We start from the raw sequence: 25,436 nt of genomic DNA, 5'->3' as shown, positions 1-25,436 counted from the left end.
TCATGCCTGCCTGAGAGAGCGAGAAGAGGGAATGGGTCCGCATCCGCGAGCCGCAATAAATGCAGGGCTGCGAAAAGATAGAGTGTGTGCATGAGAAGGTCAACTACTACAACGAAATTGTTTTGAGAGGGCAACTGCAAAACAGACAAAAAGAAGGGGTATTCGGACAAAACCTATTACCGTAATCAGGTTACGGCAAAAAAATGAAGCGGCGTACCGCGACGCCGCATTATTTTGCTGAGGGTTTATCCTGCTCTGGTTTGCCGTTAATCATGTCACACAGCATTGAGATCAGCATCAACCGTACTTTAAAGGGAGAGTGGCTAAACACGCGTATACACCTCTTAAATTCATTCATATAAACCTCCTGACTTCACGATCCCATCAGTCCTTGAGGGATGTCTTTATTATATACAGATATAGCACAGGCTATATTATATAGCTATTGCTAAAACGTTAATTTTTTGTGCCCGCGCAACTCTGGTTTACAATGAGCGTTCTCTAATCAGATGCTGTTAATGCGTCACAGGAACGAGGAAGCAGAATGAGTCGTCGCGCAGGTATGCCAACAACAAAAAAAGTGACGCAATTGGTGAATGTCGAAGAACACGTTGAAGGATTTCGTCAGGTCCGCGAGGCACATCGCCGTGAGCTGATTGATGACTACGTAGAGCTGATTTCCGATCTCATTATCGAGGTGGGTGAAGCGCGTCAGGTGGATATGGCCGCACGTCTTGGGGTTTCCCAGCCGACGGTTGCCAAAATGCTTAAGCGCCTTGCCTCCGTTGGGTTGATTGAAATGATTCCCTGGCGTGGGGTGTTTTTAACTGCCGAAGGTGAGCGTCTGGCGCAGGAGAGCCGGGAACGCCATCAGATTGTGGAAAACTTCCTGCTGATGTTAGGTATCAGTCCGGAGATTGCCCGTCGCGATGCGGAGGGAATGGAGCATCATGTCAGTAAGGAAACACTGGAGGCTTTTAGTCGGTTTACGCAACAGCAAGGAACAGGCTCTGAATGAGTTTTCCTTTTCTTCGCGCCTTACAGCGCGATCGTTTTTTCCAGCTGTTAATCCTCATCGGGGTTGTTCTGAGCCTGTTTGTGCCATTTACACCCCGCACCTGGCCTGGGGCAATTGACTGGCACACAATTATTACGTTAAGCGGCCTGATGCTGCTAACCAAAGGCGTGGAGCTAAGCGGTTACTTTGATGTTTTAGGGCGCAAGATGACCCGCCGCTTCAAGACGGAACGTCAGTTAGCGATATTTATGGTGCTGGCGGCGGCGCTGCTGTCGACCTTTCTGACCAACGATGTCGCCTTATTTATTGTTGTTCCCCTCACCATTACCCTGAAAAAACTGTGCGCCATCCCGGTAAACCGCCTCATTATTTTTGAGGCGCTGGCGGTGAACGCAGGTTCGCTGCTGACGCCGATAGGTAATCCGCAGAACATTTTGATGTGGGGGCGCTCTGGCCTGTCATTTACTGCGTTTACCTGGCAAATGGCACCGCTTGCGGGTGCCATGATGCTGACGTTGGTGGTGCTGTGCTGGTTCAGTTTCCCACATAAAACACTGCACTATCATAGCGGTACGCGCGCACCTGACTGGCAACCTCGGTTGGTGTGGAGCTGCCTGGCGCTGTATATCGTCTTTCTGACGGCACTGGAACTGAAGCAGGAACTCTGGGGGCTGGCGATTGTGGCGACAGGATTCATGATACTGGCTCGTCGTGTGATGACCAGCGTGGACTGGACGCTGCTGCTGGTATTTATGGCGATGTTTATTGATGTACATCTGTTGACGCAGTTACCGGTACTCCAGGGGATTTCGGGACACTTTGGTACGCTTTCCCAACCTGGACTATGGTTGACGGCAATCGGTCTGTCGCAGTTTATCAGTAATGTACCCAGCACTATTTTGCTACTGAACTATGTCCCGCCAACGCTACTGCTGGCCTGGGCTGTCAATATTGGCGGTTTTGGCCTGTTACCGGGATCGCTGGCGAATCTGATTGCTTTACGCATGGCAAACGACCGGCGTATCTGGTGGCGTTTTCATTGGTATTCGGTGCCGATGCTGATTTGGGCGGCGCTGGTGGGATATGGCTTGTTGCTGTTGATGTGATAGCGGCAGAGAGGCAATAAAAAAGGCGGATGATTCATCCGCCTTTTTCGTTTCAGGTCTGCTTAGTTCAGACGAACCGGCATACCTGAGCGGTTCTGTACCGCCTGCTCAACGACGGCCTGATCGACGTCAGACTGACCGGTGATGCTGGTAATGCTCTTGTTCAGCGTAATCGGTACGATTTCGCCGCCTTCGAATTGTTCTTCGGTGGTAGACAGTGGGTTATGCACCTCAATGTAACGGCTACCGTCTGGTTCAGTGGTGGCTTTCACTGGCTCATCGATAAACTGGACGCGAGTACCGACCGGAACATTTTCAAACAGGAACTTGATGTCATCGTTACGCAGACGCACGCAACCGTGGCTGACGCGTAAGCCGACGCCGAAGTTAGCGTTGGTACCGTGGATAGCATACAGACGGCCGATATATAGCGCGTACAGACCCATCGGGTTATCCGGACCTGCCGGCACGACAGCTGGCAGCGGTTCGCCCGCAGCACGGTATTCCGCATGCATTTTAGCGGTTGGCGTCCAGGTTGGGCCGGCTTTCTTACGTTCAACTTTGGTGGTCCAGTTGATAGGGGTGTCTTTACCTAACTGGCCGATACCGATCGGCAGAACGATAACGGTGTTCGTACCTTTCGGGTAGTAGTACAGACGCATTTCGGCGCTGTTAATCACAATACCTTCATGCACGGTATCCGGCAGGATCAACTGCTGAGGAATGTTCAGTACGGTGCCGCCTTTCGGCAGGAAGGTATCCACGCCCGGGTTGGCTTCCAGCATGTTGGACAAACCCATCTGGTACTCAGCCGCAAAATATTCCAGCGGCTGGGTGTTACCTTCAGGGATGGTGATGACCTGGTTTTGGCCAATCAAACGACTACCATCGGTAGGCAGCGGATACGTGACGGCTGAGGCGGTGTTACAAAAACCAACTACCGCGAGCGCCGCCGCGAAAAGCGTTGTCAATTTCATATTCATTTTTGCGAGATTCTGAAGCCAAGCAGGCTAGTGGGTTGAGATTTATGTAGTGTTGGGCACGCATTATATGTGCATTCTGTGCAACAAGGAATTCGGATGTGTACTAAATCACACTTTTTTCCTTTTGCTTTCACTTTATCTGTCCAGCATGAACGGCGCGATCTTATTGCAGAGTTATGGCATAATAAGCGGTTCGTCACATATTTCTTTCTCTTTCAGGATACGCCAGTGTTAGTTTCCAGCAACGTCACTATGCAGTTCGGCAGTAAGCCGCTGTTTGAAAATATTTCCGTCAAGTTTGGCGGCGGCAATCGTTACGGCCTGATTGGCGCGAACGGTAGCGGTAAATCCACCTTTATGAAAATTCTCGGCGGCGACCTCGAACCGACGCTGGGTAACGTTTCACTCGATCCGAACGAGCGCATCGGTAAACTGCGTCAGGATCAGTTCGCCTTTGAAGAGTTCACCGTTCTCGACACCGTTATTATGGGCCATGCTGAACTGTGGGAAGTGAAGCAGGAACGTGACCGTATCTACGGCCTGGCCGAGATGAGCGAAGAAGACGGCTATAAAGTGGCTGACCTCGAAGTTCAGTATGGCGAAATGGACGGCTACTCTGCGGAAGCCCGTGCGGGCGAACTGCTGTTGGGCGTAGGTATTCCGGTAGAACAACATTACGGACCGATGAGCGAAGTTGCGCCCGGCTGGAAACTGCGTGTGCTTCTGGCGCAGGCGCTGTTTTCTAACCCGGATATTCTGCTGCTCGACGAACCAACGAACAACCTGGATATCGACACCATCCGCTGGCTGGAGCAGACGCTGAACGAGCGTGACAGCACCATGATCATCATTTCGCACGACCGTCACTTCCTGAACATGGTCTGCACGCACATGGCGGATCTGGACTACGGCGAACTGCGCGTTTATCCGGGTAACTACGACGAATACATGACGGCGGCGACTCAGGCTCGTGAGCGTCTGCTGGCTGATAACGCCAAGAAGAAAGCGCAGATTGCCGATCTGCAATCCTTCGTCAGCCGCTTTAGCGCCAACGCATCTAAATCTCGACAGGCGACCTCTCGTGCGCGTCAGATCGATAAGATTAAGCTCGACGAAGTGAAAGCCTCCAGCCGTCAGAACCCGTTCATCCGCTTCGAGCAGGATAAGAAACTGTTCCGTAACGCGCTGGAAGTGGAAGCCCTGACTAAAGGATTCGAGGAAGGCCCGCTGTTTAAAAACTTTAATCTGCTGCTGGAAGTGGGAGAGAAGGTTGCCATCATTGGTGCCAACGGCGTGGGTAAATCCACCATGCTGAAAACGTTGGTTGGCGATTTGCAGCCGGACAACGGTACCGTTAAGTGGTCTGAAAACGCCCAGGTCGGTTACTACGCGCAGGATCACGAATACGAGTTTGAAAACGATTTGACCGTATTCGAATGGATGAGTCAGTGGAAACAGGAAGGCGATGATGAGCAGGTTGTGCGCAGCTTCCTCGGTCGTCTGCTGTTCAGTCAGGATGACATCAAGAAACCTGCGAAGGTGCTCTCCGGTGGTGAAAAAGGGCGCATGCTGTTCGGTAAACTGATGATGCAGAAACCGAATATCCTGGTTATGGATGAACCAACCAACCACCTGGATATGGAATCAATCGAATCGCTGAACATGGCACTGGAAATGTATCAGGGTACGCTGATTTTTGTTTCTCACGACCGTGAGTTTGTCAGTTCGCTGGCAACCCGCGTGATTGAAATTACGCCGGAACGCGTGATCGACTTCACCGGGAACTACGAAGATTATCTGCGTACTAAAGGCGTCGAATAACGTTCCCGTCATTTTTCGCGTTACAGGTGTGTTGGCTGCACCTGTAACGTGAAATACTTAGGGGATTAGAAATTAGATAATCCCCAGTGCACGCTTACCGTGGATATTCAAATTCTCCAGTGTAAAGCGGCCTTCCCAGTTCGTTTCATAATCCTCACGCGGGAAATCACCCGGTGATGCGCCTTTTTCCAGAGCAGCCTTCACGTTATGGGCGTAGGCCAGATTCTTCTCACACATCGGTGCGGCAGGGATGTACATCACATTACCCCAGCCCTGTTGATTTTCTACCGGCGCAACGGCGTGAATGACATCACAATGCCACCACACTGAATCTCCAGCCTCCAGTTGTGGAATGCTGGTTAACGCCTCCATCAGTAACGGGTGCCACTGTTCTGACACTGGCAACACTCTGCCTGGCGCGACGCCGCACAGTTCATCATCCGGAACATCGTCCAGCAAGGGACGCAACAGCACATAGGCCATTGCTTCCGGAATAGGAACAACATGCAGCAGCCCCTGGCCGGGCAGCATATCGGACAGTGCCGTCCAACCCTGGAAAGTACGAAACACTGAGCACTTCGTCGTGTTATCTACCGTGTACTCTTCAACATCGGTACGATGTGCAGCATGCCACGGATCGTACTCTGCCAGCTTGCCGTTAAAGACATTGGCGAAAACACGCTGATAAGCCGGAAGCAGCCAGCGCTCCAGTGCTCCGGAGTCGGTGTGTGCGCCAAGCCCTTTCGAGGTGGTACCTGGCGGGCGGCGGCGAATACGGTCAGGATAAATGACGCTGACATCCGGGTTAAACCACTGCTTACCGTCACTTTCAAACGTCCATAAGCGATTGAGAAAGGACTGGGCATTCGCCATCTCCTCACTCTGACGGGCCTGCATTTGCGCCTGTGACCAGTAGATTGGATAGATCTCTGGACGCGATGCGCTCAGGGTACCGAAGAAATTATCTCCCGGTCCTTTGTAGACGTCGTCAAAGTGGTTGCGATCCAGGTAATCCAGCATCGACTGATCCCATGCCAGCGCCTGCTCGCGGGGGAAATGGCCTTTAATGACTGCGCATCCGCGACGTTTAATCTCTTCCCGCTGCTCTGTGCTCACACGGCCCGCTTTGATATCGGCATAAGATAATACCGGCCAGACCGCAGAACCTTGCGCTTTGAGCGCGTTGATCTCCGCCACACGGCTGGCAATGGTATCGCTGAGCTGACTGAAGATTTGCTGGACGTCGCCAGGCTGTGTCCGCAATTCCTGTTTCATCTGACGGATCGCTGCTTTGTGATCGGCAGGTAACGTGTCGCTGGTAAAAGTAAAAGCCATAACCACCTCGCATAACTTTCATTTGAAACTAATTTAACTTACAAGTGCAATATAAGTTAAAAATAAGTTAATGCAAGTTTAAAAACTTGATGGCGTGCACGGAATGCAAAAACGGTGAGAACCGGAGCAGGTACTCCGGTCGGCAGGATCAGGCGTTGAAAGGGGAGGTGTTATCCAGCACGGCCTGAATCACGTTCAGTGCACCTTGATGGTTATTATCGTCGGTCTGATAGCGGGCAATAAATTTGATGTTCCCGGCTGCATTAGCCATGGCAAAAGAGTAGTGCGCCATTTTCAACATTTCCGCATCGTTGCCACTGTCGCCGATGGCGACGACGTTTTGTGGTGACAGGTTCCAGCGTTTTAGCAGACGGCTGATACCATTGGCTTTATGTAAACCTGGAATAATCAGATCGATAAACCCAAAGCCGCTGGTGACGGGTTTCATAATACCGTCGAGAGCAGTATGCAGGTGATCGATAACCAGCGGGATTTGCTGGTCAGGCAGATTCAGCGAGAATTTGAACAGCACATCATCAATGTCCTGATAATCTTTAACTGGCTTCAGTCGGTGATAGTGTTTCGACATCAACGCCACAAAAGATTCCGGGGCGTTTTCACTGACATAGGCGCTTTGCAGACCACAAGCTACGAAGTTAAGTTGCCGATCTTTTAACAGTTCACCAATCACAATTTGCGATTCGTGGCGAGTCAGTTCGCCGTGAAAGAGCTGTTTACCATGCTCAAACACCAATGCACCGTTCTCGGCGACAAAAGAGATCTCATCTTTGAGTTCCGGGAAAAAGGAGATGAGCTGGTAATACTGGTTACCGCTGGCCACGACAAATTCAATGTTGCGTTTTTTCAGTTCCTGATACTGCGCCATAAATCGTACTCGATCGTACTTTTTGGCGTCGTCGAGAAACGTTCCGTCCATATCTGTGACGATAACGTTGATGGTCATACTTGCTCCTGGCTCATAACTGCGACCAGAAACATTCTAATAACAATGTGACCTGAAGCACAAATTTATTTCATTCGAAACTAAAATGCCCGGCAGGCGAAAATGCCCCCGGGCAATGGGATTACAGCATGTGTTCAGTACGGGCGATAATGTCGTCCTGGGCGTCAGGAGACAGCGCAGTGAAGAAAGCAGAATAGCCTGCGACACGAACGACCAGGTCACGGTACTGATCCGGGTGTTTTTTCGCGTCCAGCAGCGTTTCACGGGACACGATGTTGTACTGAATATGCCAGCCTTTGTGCTCTTCAAAGAAGGTCCGCAGTAGGAAAATCAGCTTCTGTTTATCAGACTCATTTTCCAGCGTAGCCGGATTCAGTTTCTGATTGAGCAATACGCCGCCGAGAATCGACCCCGTGGGCAGTTTCCCCACCGAGCCAATGACTGCCGTTGGGCCGAGGTGGTCAGTACCGGAAGCCGGGCTTGCACCTTCAGCCAGCGGTGTATGTGCTTTACGACCATCCGGCGTTGCCATCGTAGCGGCACCAAACGGCACGTTTGCGGAGATGGAAGAGGTCCCTGCATAGTAGTTGCCGCCAACCGGGCCGCGACCGTAACGCGGGTTATGATACTGCTTCAGCTCATCGATATAGGTCTGATAGGCACGGGCCAGCAGGGTGTCGACGCTGTCATCATCGTTACCGTATTTCGGTGCGCCGTTGATCAGACGCTGGCGCAACTGTTCATGAGTGAGGCCTTCGAAGTCATCCGCCAGCGCAGCCGCCAGCTGTTGCTGACCGATAACACCCTGATCGAAGACCAGTTTTTTCACTGCTGCCAGACTGTTACCAAGGTTAGCAATGCCGACCTGCAAACCGGATACCCAGTCATATTTTGCGCCACCTTGCTTAATGCTTTTCGCGCGCTCAATACAATCGTCTACCAGTGCGGAACACAGAATGTCATGGACGTTTTCTTCCAGCATGGTATCGACCACATATTCAATCTCAATAGATTTACGCGTGTAGTAGCGGATTTGTGTATCCCAGGCGTCCATTACTTCATCGAACTTATTGAAATTACCGGCTGAGAGCGCTTTTTCCTGCGGCAGGAATACTTTACCGCTGGTGGCATCGCGTCCACCTTCCAGCGCGGCCAGTATCACGCGGGCAAAGTTAATAAAGCTCATGCCCGTGCAGCGGTAGCCCCATTTGCCTCCCACGGCAGTTTCGATGCAGCCGATGGCCGCATAGTCGTAGGCATCTTCGGGTTCAATGCCGAGTTTGATAAATTCCGGGATAACGATTTCATCGTTATTGAATGCCGGCATGCCAAAGCCGCAACGGATGACCTGCACGCAGGCGTCAAGAAAATCATTACTCATCCCCGCGTGATAACGCACGCTCAGATTGGGTTGCGTCGAACGCAGGCGGCCGCAGGACTCCAGAATGGCATAGGACAGTGGATTGACGGCATCCACCGCCAGACCATTGACCAGATTCTGACCGCCGATAGTGACGTTCTGATACAACGGGCTGCCAGCCGAGGCTTTCGAGTGGGAACCGGAGCGGATTTTGTTCACTTCCAGCAGCTTCAGCCAGCAGCTGTGCAGCAACTCAATGGCGTGCTCGCGGTCGAGACTCTGGTTCAGCTCCACGTCGCGGCGATAGAACGGGTAGAGATACTGGTCCATGCGGCCAAACGACACCGAGTGACCGTTCGATTCGATCTGCAGGATCAACTGAATGAAGTAGCACAATTGCAGCGCCTGCCAGAAGGTTGTTGGCGGTTCGTGGGCAATCACCTCACAGTTCTTCGCTATTGCCAGCAGCTCATCGCGACGGCTTGCACGGGTTTCAGTCGCCGCCATTTTACGCGCCAGGCTGGCGAAACGTTCGATATGCAGGCTGACGGCATCCAGCACAATATCAATCGCTTTCAGGAACTGATCGCCATGGAGATCTTCCAGGCAGGTCAGGTTAATGCGGGAACGACGTTCATCGACTTTGTGGCGCAGACCATCAATCCCTTTTTCCAGCAGCAGCGGGAAGTTCACCGCCAGGTGTGCATCCCCGGAGGTCATATTGCCTTCGGCTTTGATGATGCCGGTTTCCAGCAGGCCTTTTTGTTCGTCGGTAAACATGCCGTAGCAGCGATCCTGCACGGTCTGGCCACGCCACCACGGGCATATTTCATGCAGTACGCGCTTATTCTCTTCGCTGACCGCAAAGCCTGCACCAGGACGGTCGGCCAAATCGTCGATCTCTTTTTCAATCCACGACACGGTATATTCCGGGAAGATCGGTGCGGCGCGTACTTCACTCGCCTGGTTACCGATAATCAACTCATCGTGTTTAATCCAGATGGTACGTTCCGCCAGATGATGCGCCAGTGCCAGCGCACGACGTACCGGGATGGGTTTGTCCAGATGTTGCTGATACATCTCGGTATAGTGCTGGGCGCGTTCGGTACAAACCGGCGGCTTCACAATGTGGATCAGGGCCGTTTTATGCGCTTTAGTACGGTCGCTGAGTGTGTCCAGTTTCAGAGTCGTCATGGCGGTTATCCTCGTAGGGTCGCGGTTAAACCTTTAAGGCTGGCGTACTGCTGGGCAAATTCGAGCAGCGCAGGCGCATCAAGCGGTTTTTCCGGGGCGTTGTAGGGTTGATTGAGTAAGAGGTATTTGTTGATGCCCAACGTGTGATAGGGCAAAAAATGGATCTCATCGACGTGCAGTTCGTCGGCAGCAAAATCGGTAATGGCCTGAATATCGGCCGCGTTGGCATTGAATCCCTGAATCAGCGGTACGCGGATAATCATTTTTTTACCTGCGGCAGCCAGTTTTTTTAGATTTTCCAGCACGCGAGCGGCGTTGCCATCGGTCCACTGCTTAAACGGCGCATCAGCGACGTGTTTTAAATCGGCAAGAAACAGATCGATGTTCGCTAACGAAGGTTCAATATACTTCCACGGCACGTGCAGGCAGGTTTCGACCGCAGTATGAATGCCCGCATCGTGGCTGGCTTTGAACAACGCCGCAGCCAGCTCCGGCTGCATAAACGGTTCACCGCCGGAAAGCGTTACCCCGCCACCGCTGCGGTCGTAAAACGGTTTATCACGCAGGACGGTCGCCATAATGTCTTCCACACTTTTGACTTCGCCGCAGACGGTCAGCGCCTGGGTCGGGCAGCAGTGGGTCAGCGCGGTGAGAGTCTCATCGGTCAGTTTTTCGCGATGAATAAGCAGGCCGTTCAGCGCTCGCTCAATAACGTCAGGTGCAGCCTGAGCACACAGGTCGCAGCCGTCCAGACACAGACGCGCGTCGTACAGCAGATCCCGTGTACGGGCACGACTCTCCGGGTTCTGGCACCAGCGACAGCCCAGGGAGCATCCCTTAAGGAACACCACGGTACGGATACCGGGACCATCGTGGGTGGAATAACGCTGGATATTGAAAATCATAAGCGGCCTCTCTGCTTTCGTATAAAGATTAAATTACTTTCGAATGAAAGTTATATTGACGTGCGTCAACTAACCGCGCGGTTTCGTCGTGCTACCTTTAATTCATGCTAATTATTCGTTTGAGGACAGGTTATGGAACTCTATTTAGATACATCTGATGTTGATGCGGTAAAAGCTCTGGCGCGTGTTTTTCCGCTGGCAGGGGTGACCACTAACCCAAGCATTGTGGCGGCAGGTAAAAAGACGCTGGAAGTGTTACTGCCGCAATTGCAGGAAGCGCTGGGGGGACAAGGTCGTCTGTTTGCGCAGGTGATGGCGACGACCGCCGAAGGGATGGTCAGCGACGCGCGTAAATTACGGGCAATCATTCCGGATATTGTGGTGAAAGTACCGGTCACAGCAGAAGGTCTGGCGGCGATTAAGCAACTGCAGGAAGAGGGTATCCCGACATTGGGGACGGCGGTATACGGTGCAGCACAGGGACTGCTGGCGGCGCTGGCAGGGGCGGAATACATTGCGCCATACGTTAACCGCGTGGATGCCCAGGGCGGCGATGGCATCCAGACAGTGACCGATCTGCAGAATTTATTAAAAATGCATGCTCCGCACGCCAAAGTACTGGCAGCCAGTTTCAAAACCCCACGCCAGGCGCTGGACTGCCTGCTGGCAGGCTGTGAAGCCATTACGCTGCCGCTGGATGTTGCACAGCAGCTGATTAGTTCCCCGGCCGTTGATGCTGCCGTGGCGAAGTTTGAACACGACTGGCAGAATGCGTTTGGGCGGACGTCGATCTGATGCTGTTGCCGGGTGGCGCTAACGCTTGCCCGGCCTGCGTTCTGGCCGTTGTAGGTCGGGCAAGGCGAAGCCGTCACCCGACTTTTTTACCGACTACAAACCTCACATCCCGGATTACGCATTAGCTTCATTTCCCGAAACTGACAGGTCATGGCGTCATACATCACGATTTTACCGGATGCCGGTTTACCGTAGTTTGCCAGCAGCTTAATGGCTTCCATCGCCTGAAGTGAACCTATCACGCCAATGAGCGGAGCCATTACACCGGCTTCTACACAGGTCAGGGCATTTTCACCGAACAGGCGACTCAGGCAGCGATAGCAGGGCTCACCCTCCTGGTATGTGAAGACTGTAATTTGTCCTTCCATGCGGATTGCCGCGCCGGAAACCAGTGGAATTTTTGCGGCGAAGCAGCCGGCATTAAGCTGATTACGGATACTGACATTATCGGTGCAGTCAAGAACCAAATCATGTTCAGCGATCAGCGCATGAATCGCGGTATCGTCGAGAAGCGCATTCACCGGCGTAATGGTTATATAAGGATTAATCCGCGCCAGTGCGTCGCGTGCCGATTCTACTTTTGGTTGACCAACGGTTGCGTCACTATGCAGCGTCTGGCGTTGCAGGTTTGAGACGGACACGGTGTCAAAGTCGAGCAGGGTTAACTGCCCGACGCCAGCACCCGCCAGATACTGGGTGGCAGCACAACCAAGCCCACCCAGACCCACGATCAGTACCCGCGCTTCCTTGAGCGCTTCCTGACCTTCAAAATCGAAGCCGCGCAGAATGATTTGCCGGTTATAGCGCATCATCTCCTGGTCGCTGAGTTCCGCCATTACAGGCCTCCAAACAGGGCGTTAAACGGCTCGACCTCAACCCATTCTCCTGCTTCGACGTTACCGCGATCGCGCTCCAGCACGATAAAGCAGTTACCGAGGCTAAAAGAACTGAAAATATGCGACCCCTGGTGTCCCGTGGTGGTGACTTCCAGTTCGCCTTGCGCATTACGCTGCAATACACCGCGCTGAAAATCCAGACGGCCTGGCGTTTTCTTCAGACGAGATGCCGTGCGCACGCGCTGGCGTGGTGGCAGTCCGCAGGCGGTGTTACCGCTGAGTTTCGCCAGTAACGGTTGTACCAGTTGATAGAACGTGAGGGCCGCGGAGACCGGGTTTCCAGGCAGGCCGCAAAACCAGCTGTTGCTCAGTTTACCGAAAGCGAACGGTTTACCAGGTTTGATGGCCAATTTCCAGAAGGCGATTTCTCCCAGCTCTTCCAGAATGGTTTTGGTGTAATCTGCTTCACCCACCGACACGCCACCGGAGCTGATGACAACATCGGCCTGGCTGTCGGCTTCGATAAACGCCGCGCGCAGGGCGTTAGGATCATCGCGAATAATCCCTAAGTTGATGACTTCACAGCCCAACTGTTGCAGCATCAGATGCACGGTCAGGCGATTGGTATCGTAAATCTGCCCGTCGCCCAGCGGCTGACCAGGTAGTTGCAGTTCATCACCGGTGGAGAACAACGCCACGCGGACTTTACGCACAACCTGTGCCTGCGCAATACCCAGCGAGGCCAGTACCGGAAGTTCTGCGGTTGTCAGACGTGTTCCTGCCGGAAAAACCACCGCGCCGTTGGCAATGTCTTCACCGCGCAGACGAATATTTTGTCCGCTGCGGACGTCGGCGGTAAAACGAATACCGTCGTCAGTTTGTTCTGTCTGTTCTTGCATGACGACGGCTTCACAACTGGTCGGTACCGGGGCGCCCGTCATAATTCTAATGCAGGTTCCCGCAGGCCATTCACCATGGAAAGGCTGACCGGCATAAGCTTTACCGGCAACGGAGAGCGGCTGGCCGGATTGCAGATCGGCCAAACGCACCGCATAACCATCCATTGCCGAGTTATCGAATCCTGGAACATCAATGGGAGAGACGATGTCGGTCGCCAGAATGCGACCAAAGCATTGAACCAGTGGCAGCGTTTCGACGGCGGTAAGTGGGGTAATACGCGAAAGCATCTGAGAGAGAGCCGTTTCAAGCGGCATCAGTCCGGCGGTAAATTCCATGTGAAGACTCCTGCGGGGCAAAATCGAATCCGGTTATTATGTCAGAAAATGGACGCGGACAGTATGCCACCTCAGGCTTAGAATCCGATCTGCTGAAGGTTTTATACCAGAGAGTAACGCAGCATATTTCACCGCTATCCTGAGGTTAATGGGATTGGCTCTGCAGAAGGGGCCTTTACCTTTACATGACGTCTGCATCTTTCTATATTCAAAAATCGAATCAATAACTCACCGAAATTCTGATATTTATAACCCCGTTACCTGCCACCTTAATGGATGAAAAAAATGGGCAAAGCAGTCATTGCAATTCACGGCGGCGCTGGGGCAATAACCCGCGCAGAGCTAAGCCAGGAGCAGGAGTTGCGTTATATACAGGCGCTGTCAGATATCGTTGAAACCGGTCAACGTATGCTGGAAGCGGGCCGTAGCGCGCTGGATGTTGTCACTGAGGCTGTACGCCTACTGGAAGAGTGCCCCTTGTTTAACGCCGGAATTGGCGCTGTGTATACCCGTGATGAAACCCATGAACTGGATGCCTGCGTCATGGATGGTAATACCCTGCAAGCCGGTGCTGTTGCCGGAGTCAGTCATCTGCGTAACCCGATCCTCGCGGCTCGTCTGGTGATGGAACGCAGCCCTCACGTCATGATGATTGGCGAAGGGGCGGAAAATTTTGCGATTGCACAGGGCATGGAACGGGTTTCTGCTGATGTTTTCTCTACCCCTGAACGCTATGCGCAACTGCTGGTGGCGCGTGCTGAGGGTAAAACGGTACTTGATCATAGCGGCACACCGCTGGACGAAAACAACAAAATGGGCACCGTTGGCGCGGTGGCGCTGGATGTTTTCGGCAATCTGGCTGCGGCGACGTCGACCGGCGGAATGACCAACAAATTACCAGGGCGGGTGGGCGACAGTCCTTTGGTTGGCGCGGGTTGCTATGCCAACAATGCCAACGTTGCGGTTTCATGTACGGGAACCGGAGAAGTATTCATTCGCGCGCTGGCGGCCTATGACATTGCGGCGCTGATGGATTATGGCGGCCTGAGTCTGTCAGAGGCGTGCGAGCGCGTGGTGATGGAAAAGTTGCCGGCGCTGGGCGGCAGCGGCGGATTAATTGCTATCGATCATGAAGGGAATGTGGCTTTGCCGTTTAACAGTGAAGGTATGTACCGCGCATGGGGATACGCTGGCGATACGCCAACCACCGGAATTTATCGGGAAAAAGGAGAGAGTGTTGCCACACAGTGATGAGCTTGATGTCAGTGACGTACTGGCCGTCAGCAACCTGAATATCGCCTTCGAACAAGAGCAGCAGCGTATCAGCGCCGTACGAAATCTGTCGTTTCGCCTGAAACGTGGAGAAACGCTGGCGATTGTTGGCGAATCCGGTTCCGGAAAATCGGTAACGGCCTTGTCGCTGATGCGTCTGATTGAACAGGCGGGCGGCGAGGTAAGCTGTGATGCGATGCTGCTACGGCGGCGCAATCGGCAGGTGATTGAACTCGGTGAGCAGAGCGCAGCGCAGATGCGCCATGTGCGCGGCGCGGATATCGCGATGATTTTTCAGGAGCCGATGACGTCGCTCAACCCTGTGTTTACCGTCGGTGAGCAGATCGCTGAGTCCATCCGTCTACACCAGGGGGCCAGTCGCGAAGAGGCAATGGTGGAAGCCAAGCGCATGCTTGACCAGGTTCGGATCCCCGAATCGAAGGCCATCTTATCGCGCTATCCACACCAGCTTTCCGGCGGAATGCGCCAGCGAGTGATGATTGCCATGGCGCTATCATGCCGACCGGCGGTGTTGATTGCTGATGAGCCGACAACGGCGCTGGACGTCACTATTCAGGCGCAGATCCTGCAACTGATAAAAGTGCTGCAGCAAGAGATGTCGATGGGTGTCATTTTTATCACCCACGATATGGGGGTGGTGGCAGATATCGCTGACCGTGTGCTGGTAATGTACCAGGGCGAAGCGGTCGAAACGGGCAGCGTTGAACAAATTTTTCATGCTCCTCAGCATCCTTACACGCAAGCGTTGTTGGCGGCTGTGCCGCAACTTGGTGAGATGCGCGGGCATGACCTTCCTCGACGCTTCCCGCTTATTTCTCTGCACGATCCTCATCATGTTGAACCTCAAACCGAGCAGGATACGGTGGTTGAGGGAGACCCGATTCTGCAGGTTCGCAACCTGGTGACACGTTTTCCCCTGCGTAGCGGCATCCTTAATCGCGTGACCCGCGAGGTGCATGCGGTGGAAAACGTCAGTTTTGATCTCTGGCCCGGCGAAACGCTTTCACTGGTTGGCGAATCGGGTTGCGGTAAATCAACGACCGGACGGGCATTGTTGCGTCTGGTGGAGTCCCAACGTGGGGAGATTTTCTTCAATGGACAACGCATTGATACCCTGGCCGCCAGCAAGTTGCAGCCGCTGCGTCGGGATATCCAGTTTATCTTCCAGGACCCTTATGCGTCGCTCGATCCGCGCCAGACGGTGGGATATTCCATCTTAGAGCCATTGCGGGTGCACGGTTTGTTACAAGGCGATGCGGCGACAAAACGGGTCGCGTGGTTGCTGGAGCGTGTCGGGTTGCTACCTGAGCATGCCTGGCGCTATCCGCACGAATTTTCCGGCGGTCAGCGGCAACGTATCTGTATAGCCCGGGCGTTGGCGCTCAATCCAAAAGTGATCATTGCCGATGAGTCCGTCTCGGCACTGGATGTCTCAATTCGTGGGCAAATTATTAACCTGTTGCTCGATCTACAGCGGGAAATGGGAATTGCGTACCTGTTTATTTCCCACGATATGGCGGTGGTGGAGCGCATTAGTCACCGCGTGGCGGTGATGTACCTGGGGCAGATTGTTGAGATCGGCACCCGACGGGCGGTGTTTGAAAATCCACAGCATCCCTACACGCGAAAACTTATGGCGGCAGTCCCGGTTGCCGATCCATCGCATCAAAGACCACAGCGCGTACTGCTGTCGGATGATATCCCCAGTAATATCCGCAAACGCGGTGAAGAGATCCCCCCGGTTTCACTACAGTTAGTAGGACCGGGGCATTATGTTGCGCGTGCGCCAGCGGAAAATGCGCTTTCGCGTTTATGACAGACAGGCAGGGTTAAGGAGAATAACATGACAAAAATTGTTGCTCGTAAATGGCTGGTTGCTCTGGGGGTTGCCTCTGCGCTGGCTGCATCCCCGTCCTGGGCTGCCAAAGATGTGGTCGTTGCGGTAGGGTCTAATTTCACCACGCTCGACCCTTATGATGCCAACGATACGTTGTCGCAGGCGGTAGCCAAGTCGTTTTACCAGGGACTGTTCGGCCTTGATAAAGGGATGAAGCTGAAAAATGTGTTGGCGGAAAGCTATTCCGTTTCTGATGATGGTCTGACTTACACCGTAAAACTGCGACAGGGTGTGAAGTTTCAGGATGGGACTGACTTCAATGCGGCTGCGGTAAAAGCCAACCTTGATCGCGCCAGCAATCCGGAAAATCACCTTAAACGCTATAACCTGTATAAGAATATCGATAAAACCGAGGTTGTTGATCCCACTACGGTGAAAATTACACTGAAGCAGCCATTCTCTGCCTTTATCAATATTCTGGCGCATCCGGCGACGGCGATGATATCTCCGGCCGCGCTGGAGAAATACGGGAAAGAGATCGGTTTCCATCCGGTAGGGACGGGGCCGTACCAGCTTGAAACCTGGAATCAGACCGACTTTGTCAAAGTTAAGAAGTTCGCGGGCTACTGGCAGCAAGGATTGCCAAAGCTTGATACGATTACCTGGCGTCCGGTAACGGACAATAATACGCGTGCGGCAATGCTGCAAACCGGGGAAGCGCAGTTTGCTTTCCCAATTCCGTACGAGCAGGCAGCGTTACTGGCGAAGAATAAAAACCTGGAACTGGTCGCCAGCCCGTCTATTATGCAGCGTTATATCAGCATGAACGTCACGCAAAAACCGTTCGATAATCCGAAGGTGCGCGAGGCGTTGAATTATGCCATCAACCGTCAGGCGTTGGTTAAAGTGGCGTTTGCGGGTTATGCCACGCCGGCAACTGGCGTTCTTCCGCCATCGATAGCCTATGCGCAAAGCTACACGCCGTGGCCTTACGATCCGGCAAAAGCGCGCGAATTACTGAAAGAAGCGGGTTATCCCAACGGCTTTACCACCACGCTGTGGTCATCTCATAACCACAGCACCGCGCAGAAAGTGCTGCAATTTACCCAGCAGCAGCTGGCGCAGGTGGGCGTGAAGGCTCAGGTCACGGCGATGGATGCCGGGCAGCGGGCCGCAGAAGTCGAGGGCAAGGCGCAGAAAGAAAGCGGGGTACGGATGTTCTACACCGGCTGGTCGGCGTCTACGGGCGAAGCGGACTGGGCGTTGTCGCCGCTGTTTGCGTCACAGAACTGGCCGCCAACCTTGTTTAATACCGCGTTCTACAGTAACAAGCAGGTGGACAAGGATTTAACGGCGGCATTGCAGACTAACGATCCGGCGCAAAAAGCGCAGTTGTACAAAGACGCGCAGGATATTATCTGGAAAGAGTCGCCGTGGATCCCGCTGGTGGTGGAGAAACTGATCTCGGCGCACAGTACGAATTTGACCGGATTCTGGATCATGCCTGACACCGGGTTTAGTTTTGATGACGCGGATTTGAAATAAGCTATTCATTCGGCCCTGCGTGGATGGGGCCGGCGAAGGGAGTCTGATGCTCAACTATGTTTTCAAGCGCCTGCTGGGGTTGATTCCGACGCTGTTAATTGTGGCGGTGCTGGTGTTTTTGTTTGTTCACTTGCTACCCGGCGATCCGGCGCGGCTTATTGCCGGGCCGGAGGCCGATGCAGAGGTGATTGAGTTGGTACGTCGGCAGTTGGGCCTGGATCAGCCGCTGCACGTTCAGTTCTGGCATTACATGACCAACGTATTACAAGGCGATTTCGGTACCTCGATGGTTTCTCGCCGTCCGGTTGCCGATGAGATTGCCAGCCGTTTTATGCCGTCGTTGTGGCTGACGATCGCCAGCATGGCGTGGGCGGTTTTGTTTGGTATGACGGCGGGGATCATTGCCGCCGTTTGGCGCAACCGCTGGCCTGACAGGTTGAGTATGACGCTTGCGGTCACCGGGATCTCTTTCCCGGCCTTTGCGCTTGGTATGCTGTTAATGCAGGTCTTTTCCGTGGAGTTGGGTTGGCTACCGACCGTAGGCGCGGATAGCTGGTTGCACTACATTCTTCCTTCAATCACGCTAGGGGCGGCAGTGGCGGCGGTACTCGCCCGTTTTACCCGCGCCTCGTTTGTCGATGTGCTTAGCGAGGACTATATGCGCACCGCGCGGGCGAAGGGGGTGAGCGAAACCTGGGTAGTGCTAAAACATGGTCTGCGTAACGCGATGATCCCGGTCGTCACGATGATGGGGCTGCAGTTTGGCTTTTTGCTGGGTGGCTCGATTGTGGTTGAGAAGGTATTCAACTGGCCTGGACTTGGGCGATTGTTAGTCGACTCAGTTGAAATGCGTGACTATCCGGTGATCCAGGCCGAAGTGCTGTTGTTTTCCCTGGAGTTTATTCTTATCAACTTAGTGGTGGATGTGCTCTATGCCGCCATTAATCCGGCTATCAGGTACAAGTAAGGATGCGATTTTTTAACTGGCGCCGACAGGCGATTTTAAATGCGATGCCCCTCGTTAAGCCAGAGCAAATACGTACGCCGTGGCATGAGTTCTGGCGTCGTTTTCGTCGTCAACATGTTGCGATGATCGCGGGGTTATTTGTGCTGGCCCTGATCCTGGTGGCCATCTTTGCCCGTTGGCTGACGCCGTTTGATGCTGAAAACTACTTCGATTACGACCGGCTGAATGACGGACCGTCGATGCTGCACTGGTTTGGCGTGGATTCGTTAGGCAGGGATATTTTTAGCCGCGTACTGGTTGGCGCACAAATTTCGCTGGCGGCTGGGGTCTTTGCTGTCTTTATTGGTGCGGCGATTGGCACGGTGCTGGGCCTGCTGGCCGGATATTACGAAGGCTGGTGGGATCGGCTGATTATGCGTATCTGTGACGTACTGTTTGCCTTTCCAGGGATTTTGCTGGCAATAGCAGTGGTGGCGGTGCTGGGAAGCGGGATTGCGAATGTGATTATTGCGGTTGCGGTGTTTTCTATTCCGGCTTTTGCGCGACTGGTTCGTGGCAATACGTTGGTTCTTAAGCAACAAACATTTATTGAGTCAGCACGCAGCATTGGTGCCAGCGACGCGACCATTATCTTTAACCATATTTTGCCGGGTACGGTCTCTTCAATCGTGGTTTTTTTCACCATGCGTATCGGGACGTCAATAATTTCTGCCGCAAGTCTGTCATTCCTGGGGTTAGGGGCACAGCCGCCGACGCCGGAATGGGGAGCCATGCTCAATGAAGCGCGGGCTGATATGGTGATCGCGCCCCACGTGGCGATTTTCCCGGCGGTGGCGATATTCCTGACGGTGCTGGCGTTTAACCTGCTGGGGGATGGGTTGCGCGACGCGCTGGATCCGAAGATCAAAGGATAACGCGTAGGCCTGATAAGACGCGTTAGCATCTTATCAGGCATTGTTGGATGATGGCATAAATGCCTTATCCGGCCTACGGTGAGGTTACGATTATTTAAACGCGCGTGCCCCACAGGTCGTATTCATCTGCGTTTTCGACTTTCACGCGGATGATATCGCCAGGCTTCACGTTGGTTTCGCCATTCAGATATACCGCACCGTCGATTTCAGGAGCATCAGCCATACTTCGACCAATCGCGCCTTCTTCGTCAACTTCATCAACGATGACCAGAATCTCGCGGCCTACTTTCTCCTGCAAACGTTCAGCAGAGATCTGCTGCTGCAGCTGCATAAAGCGGTTCCAGCGTTCTTCTTTTACTTCTTCCGGGATTTGATCTGGCAGATCGTTGGCTCCTGCTCCTTCTACCGGACTGTATTTAAAGCAGCCGACGCGGTCCAGACGTGCTTCTTTGAGGAAGTCGAGCAGCATCTGGAAGTCTTCTTCGGTTTCGCCCGGGAAGCCAACAATAAACGTTGAACGCAGGGTCAGTTCAGGGCAGATTTCACGCCACTGTTTAATACGCGCCAGCTGTCGGTCCACAGAACCCGGGCGTTTCATGAGTTTCAGAATACGCGGGCTGGCGTGCTGTAGTGGGATATCCAGATACGGCAGGATTTTCCCTTCCGCCATCAGCGGGATCACATCATCTACGTGCGGATAAGGATAGACGTAGTGCAGACGGGTCCAGATGCCCAGTTTTGACAACTGTTCGCACAGGTCAACCATGCTGGTTTTAACCGGCTCGCCGTTATGGAAACCGGTACGATGCTTCACATCCACACCGTAAGCAGAAGTATCCTGGGAGATCACCAGAATCTCTTTCACGCCTGCATCGACCAGACGTTTAGCCTCGCTAAGAACGTCGCCAATCGGACGGCTCACCAGATCACCACGCATGGATGGAATAATGCAGAATGTGCAGCGGTGATTACAGCCTTCAGAAATCTTCAAATAGGCATAATGGCGCGGGGTCAGTTTGACACCTTGCTCAGGAACCAGACTCTGGAACGGGTTGTGCTTTGGCTTCGGCACGTAGTGATGCACGTGCTCCAGAACCTGTTCGTAGCTGTGCGGTCCGGTAATTTCCAGTACCTTCGGGTGGACTTCACGGATCTGATCGACTTTGGCGCCCAGACAGCCAGTGACGATCACTTTGCCGTTTTCGTTCAGCGCTTCGCCAATGGCTTCCAGTGACTCCTGAACTGCGCTGTCAATAAAGCCGCAGGTGTTAACGATAACCATATCCGCATCGTCGTAGCTTGGCACAACATCATAGCCTTCGGTACGAAGTTCGGTCAGGATGCGCTCAGAATCGACGAGGTTTTTCGGACAACCTAGTGATATAAAACCAATTTTTGCCATTTTCTTATACTGTACATTGCTCGTAATCGGGGGATTATACAGATGCCTTCACACTACATCTATATCTGATCGGCATAACACGCAGAGAATACTCATAACGTGTTTCTGTTAGTGAAAGGTGTTTAGCGAGTCTAATTCCGGCTTTAAGTGCCACTTCTTGGCTATATAAACTTATTATCGTAAATTTTATCTCGTCGAGCGTTATTAATGAGGTTTATTTTGAAAGATATTGTTTTAAAGTCGAAACTTGAAATGGCTAAAACACTGTATGCTAACGGAGTGAGTTTATATTATATCTCTCTGGCTACGGGGCTGAGTTGGCGGGTATTAATGTCAGAGTTAAGTTTCCTCGCCAGTCATGAAGTAATTCGAAATAAAGCTGACGCTCGCAAAGCAAATTTTAAATAATTCACCTGTCTGTTACGTATCCTACAATATTATGAAAGGTAATGTTCATATGTATATTTCACCGCTTCCGGTTGCCCCGGATTCTGATGTTGATAAGCTGAGAGATGATATTGCGAATAAGCTTTTATTTACTATCGGTAAAGATCCCGCAATTGCCACGAAAAGGGAGTGGTTGAATGCGACGTTATATGCTGTACGCGATCGAATGGTTGAGCGGTGGCACCGCTCTAATCGGGCACAATTCTCTCAGGATGCCCGCCAGGTTTATTATCTGTCAATGGAGTTTCTCATCGGCCGCACGCTCTCCAATGCACTACTCTCTTTGGGCTTATATGATGAAGTCCGGAGCGCGCTCGAGGCCATGGGGCTGGATCTGGAAGATCTGATCGACGAAGAGAATGACCCAGGGCTCGGAAATGGCGGCCTTGGTCGTCTGGCGGCCTGTTTCCTTGATTCGCTGGCAACTCTGGGCTTACCTGGGTGCGGTTACGGTATTCGTTACAATTACGGTATGTTTAAACAAAATATCATTGATGGTGTTCAAAAAGAGTCTCTGGACTACTGGCTGGAATACGGGAACCCATGGGAGTTCAAACGTCATAATACGCATTATAAAGTGCGTTTTGGCGGACGCGTGCAACTGGAGGGGAATAAAGCCCGCTGGATTGAAACCGAGGATATTCTGGCTGTCGCACATGACCAGATTATTCCCGGCTATGCGACCGACATGACGAATACGCTGCGGCTGTGGAATGTACAGGTGAATAGTGAGGTCAATGTCGGGAAATTAAATCCACATGATGACTTTGCAACCGAAGTGGAAAATAAATACCACTTTGATCGGATTTCACGGGTCCTGTATCCGGATGACTCCACCGATGCAGGACGTGAATTGCGCTTGCGACAGGCTTATTTTCTGGCCTCGGCAACGATTCAGGATATCCTGAGTCGCCATTACCAGTTGCACCGGACTTACGATAATCTGGCGGATAAAATTGCGATTCACCTCAATGATACTCACCCGGTCCTGGCAATTCCGGAACTGATGCGCCTGCTGATTGACTATCACCAGTTCAGTTGGGATAACGCGTTTGATGTGACCTGTCAGATTTTTTCGTACACCAATCACACGCTGATGAGTGAGGCGCTGGAGACATGGCCGGTCGAGATGCTGAGTCGAATTTTGCCGCGTCACTTGCAGATTATTTTCGACATTAACGATCGCTTTCTGAAAACGTTGCAGGAGCGATATCGTGATGACAGTGAGCTGTTGAAACGTGTATCGCTCATTGATGAATCTCATGGTCGTGTGGTGCGCATGGCCTGGCTGGCAGTCGTGGTCAGTCATAAGGTAAACGGCGTGTCGGCACTGCATTCCAAATTGATGACGGAATCGCTGTTTGCTGATTTTGCACGCATCTTTCCGCTGCGTTTCACCAATGTGACCAATGGTGTCACGGCTCGCCGCTGGCTGGCGTTGGCTAATCCTCCGCTGGCAAAAGTGCTGGATGAGAATATCGGTGATAGCTGGCGGACTAAGTTAATGCAGTTGGGCGAGTTGAAGCAGTATATTGATTATCCGTCGGTGAATGAGGCGGTACATCGAGCGAAACGAGCAAACAAGCAGCGACTGGCGCACCATATTGCAACACAGTATGGGGTGGTGGTGGATTCTGGTGCGTTGTTTGATGTGCAGGTGAAGCGTATTCATGAATATAAGCGGCAGTTACTGAATGTGCTCCATGTCATTACTCGCTACAACCGCATTAAAGCGGCACCGGATGCCAGCTGGGTTCCGCGTGTGAATATCTTTGCGGGAAAAGCGGCGTCGTCCTATCACATGGCGAAACAGATCATTCGCTTAATTAATGATGTGGCGAGATTAGTGAATAACGATCCGCAAATCGGCGGCAAGCTGAAGGTGGTGTTTATCCCGGATTACAGCGTCAGCCTGGCGCAAATGATCATTCCGGCAGCCGATCTTTCTGAACAAATATCCCTGGCCGGGACGGAAGCATCCGGTACCAGCAACATGAAGTTTGGGCTGAATGGGGCGCTAACAATCGGTACGCTGGATGGCGCGAATATAGAAATGCGTGAATACGTTGGGGAAGATAACATCTTTATCTTTGGGAATACGGCGAGTGAGGTTGATGCGCTGCGTCGCGATGGCTATGACCCGCGCTGTATTTTTGAAAACGATGCGGAGTTACATCAGGTACTGACGCAAATTGGCACGGGGATGTTCAGCCCGCAAGAGCCCGGACGCTACAAAGATGTACTGGATTCGTTAATCAACTTTGGCGACTACTATCAGGTACTAGCGGATTACCGCAGCTATGTGGACTGCCAGGATTCGGTGGATGAGTTATATCGTTATCCCCGCGAGTGGACGACAAAGACGATGCATAATATTGCTAATATGGGGTATTTCTCGTCGGACAGAACGGTACAGGAATATGCTGACCATATCTGGCGTATCGCTAAAATCCGCGTGTAGTTATTAATGGCGGCATCTGGCCTCCCGGGATTTTATCACCGGGAGGTTGTTTGTAAATCAGCCAGAATGGGTGACAGTATTTGATAGGCTGCACCATCTTTGCGTAAAGAAGAAAATACACTAAATTGCGGTAATGGAAATGGTGTGTTTATCTTTTTAAGACCATACAGATGCGCGTGTGTTTCAAATACCTTTTCCGGGATCACCCCTAAGCATTGGGTTGTGGACACAATAGTGAGTATGGCCGTAAAAGAAGAGGTAAGCAGACAACGTTCACCGGTTCTGAATTTTTTATCCACAATACTCCGGTGGTAAATTATTTTTTCATTCTTGGTATTGTAGCCCACCAGGTTGGCACTTCTGAACTGCTCCTCTGTCATTGCATTTCCGTATAATACATTATTCTGCGAGGCTACAAGGACCAGCCGCATATCAGATATTTTCTGGCAGGTGATATTTCCTGACTCAACGGAAAATGTTGAAAACACCGCATCAGCCTGGCGCATGTTTAATAGCTCAACAATGCTCTGCTCGTTTAAATCAGCGGTGAGGTGCAGGAGACTGATATCCGCATCGGTATTGATTATTCTGGCTGTGACATCGGGAATAACAATCGGGGAAATAAATGACTCAGTATACAGCGTTAGCCTTTTTTTCGCCGCCGGAGAGGAAAGCGGCATCAGCGCCGATAGTTTGTCGATAATTGGGATCGTATTGTCATAAAGTTCATCAGAGTAGACGGTCGGTAACAGCGCATTTCCGCTACGGACAAAGAGATTATCGCCCATCATTTCTCGCAGTTTTCGTAGTGACTGGCTGACGGCAGAAGGTGAAATGTTAAGCATGTCAGCGACTCTGGAAATACTGCCAACGCTATAGATCAAACAGAAAATTGTCAGCAAATTCAGATCTATTTTGGATAGTGTGCGTATTTTTTCTGCATCACTTGCTTTTGACATAAATCCCTCATAATCAGCGCTATGGCAGTAATCACTTCAGGTATAGCAAAAAATGTTCG

20 protein-coding genes are annotated in these 25,436 nt (G+C 52.3%); 10 read left to right on the top strand and 10 right to left on the bottom strand.

The annotated features are described in order from the left end of the window. Positions 1-229: 229 nt before the first annotated feature. On the bottom strand, positions 230-358 hold the full coding sequence (gene mntS / locus OGX95_RS03000) for a manganase accumulation protein MntS (protein ID WP_137384317.1): 129 nt from the start codon (positions 356-358) through the stop codon (positions 230-232). Positions 359-544: 186 nt separating this feature from the next. Here mntS and mntR point away from each other — a divergent pair, with 186 nt between their 5' ends. Both mntR and OGX95_RS02990 read left to right on the top strand, forming a co-directional pair. Continuing rightward, positions 545-1,018: a manganese-binding transcriptional regulator MntR gene (mntR, locus tag OGX95_RS02995; RefSeq protein WP_003831586.1), complete on the top strand. Its 474-nt coding sequence runs from the start codon at positions 545-547 to the stop codon at positions 1,016-1,018. Then, complete coding sequence (locus OGX95_RS02990; RefSeq protein WP_286628270.1) at positions 1,015-2,124, top strand: anion transporter; 1,110 nt, start codon at positions 1,015-1,017, stop codon at positions 2,122-2,124. Before mntR ends, OGX95_RS02990 begins: the two co-directional genes overlap by 4 nt. Before the next feature lie 62 nt (positions 2,125-2,186). Here the strand turns inward: OGX95_RS02990 and ldtB are convergent, their stop codons facing one another. Then, entirely contained in the window at positions 2,187-3,107 is a 921-nt protein-coding gene (gene ldtB, locus OGX95_RS02985) for a L,D-transpeptidase (RefSeq protein WP_286628269.1), read from the bottom strand. 228 nt (positions 3,108-3,335) lie between these two features. Here ldtB and OGX95_RS02980 point away from each other — a divergent pair, with 228 nt between their 5' ends. Continuing rightward, entirely contained in the window at positions 3,336-4,928 is a 1,593-nt protein-coding gene (locus tag OGX95_RS02980) for an ABC-F family ATPase (protein ID WP_137384314.1), read from the top strand. Between the two features lie 72 nt (positions 4,929-5,000). On the opposite strand, the gene OGX95_RS02975 is transcribed toward OGX95_RS02980, so the two are convergent. The 4 genes from OGX95_RS02975 to OGX95_RS02960 all read right to left on the bottom strand — a co-directional run bounded on the left by OGX95_RS02975 (position 5,001) and on the right by OGX95_RS02960 (position 10,686). Next, positions 5,001-6,263 (bottom strand): DUF1479 domain-containing protein, encoded by a 1,263-nt coding sequence (locus tag OGX95_RS02975; protein WP_286628268.1) that lies wholly within the window; start codon positions 6,261-6,263, stop codon positions 5,001-5,003. A gap of 148 nt (positions 6,264-6,411) precedes the next feature. After that, complete coding sequence (locus OGX95_RS02970; RefSeq protein WP_286628267.1) at positions 6,412-7,227, bottom strand: Cof-type HAD-IIB family hydrolase; 816 nt, start codon at positions 7,225-7,227, stop codon at positions 6,412-6,414. A 121-nt stretch (positions 7,228-7,348) separates the two neighbouring features. Further along, a complete protein-coding gene (locus OGX95_RS02965; protein WP_286628266.1) occupies positions 7,349-9,781 on the bottom strand; it encodes a formate C-acetyltransferase/glycerol dehydratase family glycyl radical enzyme in 2,433 nt (810 codons plus the stop codon). Between the two features lie 5 nt (positions 9,782-9,786). Then, positions 9,787-10,686, bottom strand: a complete 900-nt coding sequence (locus tag OGX95_RS02960; RefSeq protein ID WP_286628265.1) for a glycyl-radical enzyme activating protein — start codon at positions 10,684-10,686, stop codon at positions 9,787-9,789. A gap of 132 nt (positions 10,687-10,818) precedes the next feature. Here OGX95_RS02960 and fsa point away from each other — a divergent pair, with 132 nt between their 5' ends. Beyond that, positions 10,819-11,481, top strand: coding sequence for a fructose-6-phosphate aldolase (fsa, locus tag OGX95_RS02955; RefSeq protein ID WP_286628264.1), 663 nt, complete (start codon positions 10,819-10,821; stop codon positions 11,479-11,481). An 86-nt stretch (positions 11,482-11,567) separates the two neighbouring features. Here fsa and moeB read toward each other — a convergent pair whose 3' ends face one another. Next, positions 11,568-12,317 carry a molybdopterin-synthase adenylyltransferase MoeB gene (moeB, locus tag OGX95_RS02950; protein ID WP_286628263.1) on the bottom strand — a complete coding sequence of 250 codons (750 nt, stop codon included), beginning with the start codon at positions 12,315-12,317 and terminating at the stop codon, positions 11,568-11,570. Beyond that, on the bottom strand, positions 12,317-13,552 hold the full coding sequence (gene moeA / locus OGX95_RS02945) for a molybdopterin molybdotransferase MoeA (protein WP_286628262.1): 1,236 nt from the start codon (positions 13,550-13,552) through the stop codon (positions 12,317-12,319). Before moeA ends, moeB begins: the two co-directional genes overlap by 1 nt. A gap of 285 nt (positions 13,553-13,837) precedes the next feature. Here moeA and iaaA point away from each other — a divergent pair, with 285 nt between their 5' ends. From iaaA to gsiD, 5 genes are read left to right on the top strand one after another with little or no spacing between them, the layout of a single operon-like run. After that, the gene (iaaA, locus tag OGX95_RS02940; protein ID WP_286628261.1) at positions 13,838-14,803 is read left to right on the top strand and encodes a beta-aspartyl-peptidase; all 966 of its coding nucleotides are present in this window, start codon (positions 13,838-13,840) and stop codon (positions 14,801-14,803) included. Then, complete coding sequence (gene gsiA / locus OGX95_RS02935; protein WP_286628260.1) at positions 14,790-16,661, top strand: glutathione ABC transporter ATP-binding protein GsiA; 1,872 nt, start codon at positions 14,790-14,792, stop codon at positions 16,659-16,661. Before iaaA ends, gsiA begins: the two co-directional genes overlap by 14 nt. Positions 16,662-16,688: 27 nt before the next feature. Further along, positions 16,689-18,227 carry a glutathione ABC transporter substrate-binding protein GsiB gene (gsiB, locus tag OGX95_RS02930; RefSeq protein WP_286628259.1) on the top strand — a complete coding sequence of 513 codons (1,539 nt, stop codon included), beginning with the start codon at positions 16,689-16,691 and terminating at the stop codon, positions 18,225-18,227. Positions 18,228-18,273: 46 nt separating this feature from the next. After that, positions 18,274-19,194 carry a glutathione ABC transporter permease GsiC gene (gene gsiC, locus OGX95_RS02925; protein ID WP_286628258.1) on the top strand — a complete coding sequence of 307 codons (921 nt, stop codon included), beginning with the start codon at positions 18,274-18,276 and terminating at the stop codon, positions 19,192-19,194. A 2-nt stretch (positions 19,195-19,196) separates the two neighbouring features. Further along, positions 19,197-20,108 (top strand): glutathione ABC transporter permease GsiD, encoded by a 912-nt coding sequence (gene gsiD / locus OGX95_RS02920; protein ID WP_005123642.1) that lies wholly within the window; start codon positions 19,197-19,199, stop codon positions 20,106-20,108. 94 nt (positions 20,109-20,202) lie between these two features. Here the strand turns inward: gsiD and rimO are convergent, their stop codons facing one another. Continuing rightward, the gene (rimO, locus tag OGX95_RS02915) at positions 20,203-21,510 is read right to left on the bottom strand and encodes a 30S ribosomal protein S12 methylthiotransferase RimO (protein WP_271449699.1); all 1,308 of its coding nucleotides are present in this window, start codon (positions 21,508-21,510) and stop codon (positions 20,203-20,205) included. Positions 21,511-21,967: 457 nt separating this feature from the next. Between rimO and glgP the strand changes: the two genes are divergently transcribed. Beyond that, positions 21,968-24,418 (top strand): glycogen phosphorylase, encoded by a 2,451-nt coding sequence (gene glgP / locus OGX95_RS02910; protein WP_286628257.1) that lies wholly within the window; start codon positions 21,968-21,970, stop codon positions 24,416-24,418. Between the two features lie 35 nt (positions 24,419-24,453). Here the strand turns inward: glgP and OGX95_RS02905 are convergent, their stop codons facing one another. Beyond that, positions 24,454-25,377: a LysR family transcriptional regulator gene (locus tag OGX95_RS02905; RefSeq protein WP_286628256.1), complete on the bottom strand. Its 924-nt coding sequence runs from the start codon at positions 25,375-25,377 to the stop codon at positions 24,454-24,456. Positions 25,378-25,436 lie beyond the last annotated feature (59 nt).

It is taken from the genome of Citrobacter sp. Cu233, from assembly GCF_030332225.1.
Classification (GTDB): Bacteria; Pseudomonadota; Gammaproteobacteria; order Enterobacterales; family Enterobacteriaceae; genus Citrobacter.
The sequence above is the reverse complement of the archived record's forward strand: the minus strand, read 5'-3'. Positions and strand labels throughout refer to the sequence as shown.

What these genes read in the sequence shown, in the direction of transcription:
- glgP (WP_286628257.1), top strand. Translation starts at nt 21,968, where the DNA reads ATGTATATTTCACCGCTTCCGGTTGCCCCGGATTCTGATGTTGATAAG.
- mntR (WP_003831586.1), top strand. Translation starts at nt 545, where the DNA reads ATGAGTCGTCGCGCAGGTATGCCAACAACAAAAAAAGTGACGCAATTG.
- rimO (WP_271449699.1), bottom strand. Translation starts at nt 21,510, where the DNA reads ATGGCAAAAATTGGTTTTATATCACTAGGTTGTCCGAAAAACCTCGTC.
- ldtB (WP_286628269.1), bottom strand. Translation starts at nt 3,107, where the DNA reads ATGAATATGAAATTGACAACGCTTTTCGCGGCGGCGCTCGCGGTAGTT.
- OGX95_RS02960 (WP_286628265.1), bottom strand. Translation starts at nt 10,686, where the DNA reads ATGATTTTCAATATCCAGCGTTATTCCACCCACGATGGTCCCGGTATC.
- OGX95_RS02905 (WP_286628256.1), bottom strand. Translation starts at nt 25,377, where the DNA reads ATGTCAAAAGCAAGTGATGCAGAAAAAATACGCACACTATCCAAAATA.
- mntS (WP_137384317.1), bottom strand. Translation starts at nt 358, where the DNA reads ATGAATGAATTTAAGAGGTGTATACGCGTGTTTAGCCACTCTCCCTTT.
- OGX95_RS02965 (WP_286628266.1), bottom strand. Translation starts at nt 9,781, where the DNA reads ATGACGACTCTGAAACTGGACACACTCAGCGACCGTACTAAAGCGCAT.
- OGX95_RS02970 (WP_286628267.1), bottom strand. Translation starts at nt 7,227, where the DNA reads ATGACCATCAACGTTATCGTCACAGATATGGACGGAACGTTTCTCGAC.
- fsa (WP_286628264.1), top strand. Translation starts at nt 10,819, where the DNA reads ATGGAACTCTATTTAGATACATCTGATGTTGATGCGGTAAAAGCTCTG.
- gsiB (WP_286628259.1), top strand. Translation starts at nt 16,689, where the DNA reads ATGACAAAAATTGTTGCTCGTAAATGGCTGGTTGCTCTGGGGGTTGCC.
- gsiD (WP_005123642.1), top strand. Translation starts at nt 19,197, where the DNA reads ATGCGATTTTTTAACTGGCGCCGACAGGCGATTTTAAATGCGATGCCC.
- moeA (WP_286628262.1), bottom strand. Translation starts at nt 13,552, where the DNA reads ATGGAATTTACCGCCGGACTGATGCCGCTTGAAACGGCTCTCTCTCAG.
- OGX95_RS02975 (WP_286628268.1), bottom strand. Translation starts at nt 6,263, where the DNA reads ATGGCTTTTACTTTTACCAGCGACACGTTACCTGCCGATCACAAAGCA.
- iaaA (WP_286628261.1), top strand. Translation starts at nt 13,838, where the DNA reads ATGGGCAAAGCAGTCATTGCAATTCACGGCGGCGCTGGGGCAATAACC.
- OGX95_RS02990 (WP_286628270.1), top strand. Translation starts at nt 1,015, where the DNA reads ATGAGTTTTCCTTTTCTTCGCGCCTTACAGCGCGATCGTTTTTTCCAG.
- moeB (WP_286628263.1), bottom strand. Translation starts at nt 12,317, where the DNA reads ATGGCGGAACTCAGCGACCAGGAGATGATGCGCTATAACCGGCAAATC.
- gsiC (WP_286628258.1), top strand. Translation starts at nt 18,274, where the DNA reads ATGCTCAACTATGTTTTCAAGCGCCTGCTGGGGTTGATTCCGACGCTG.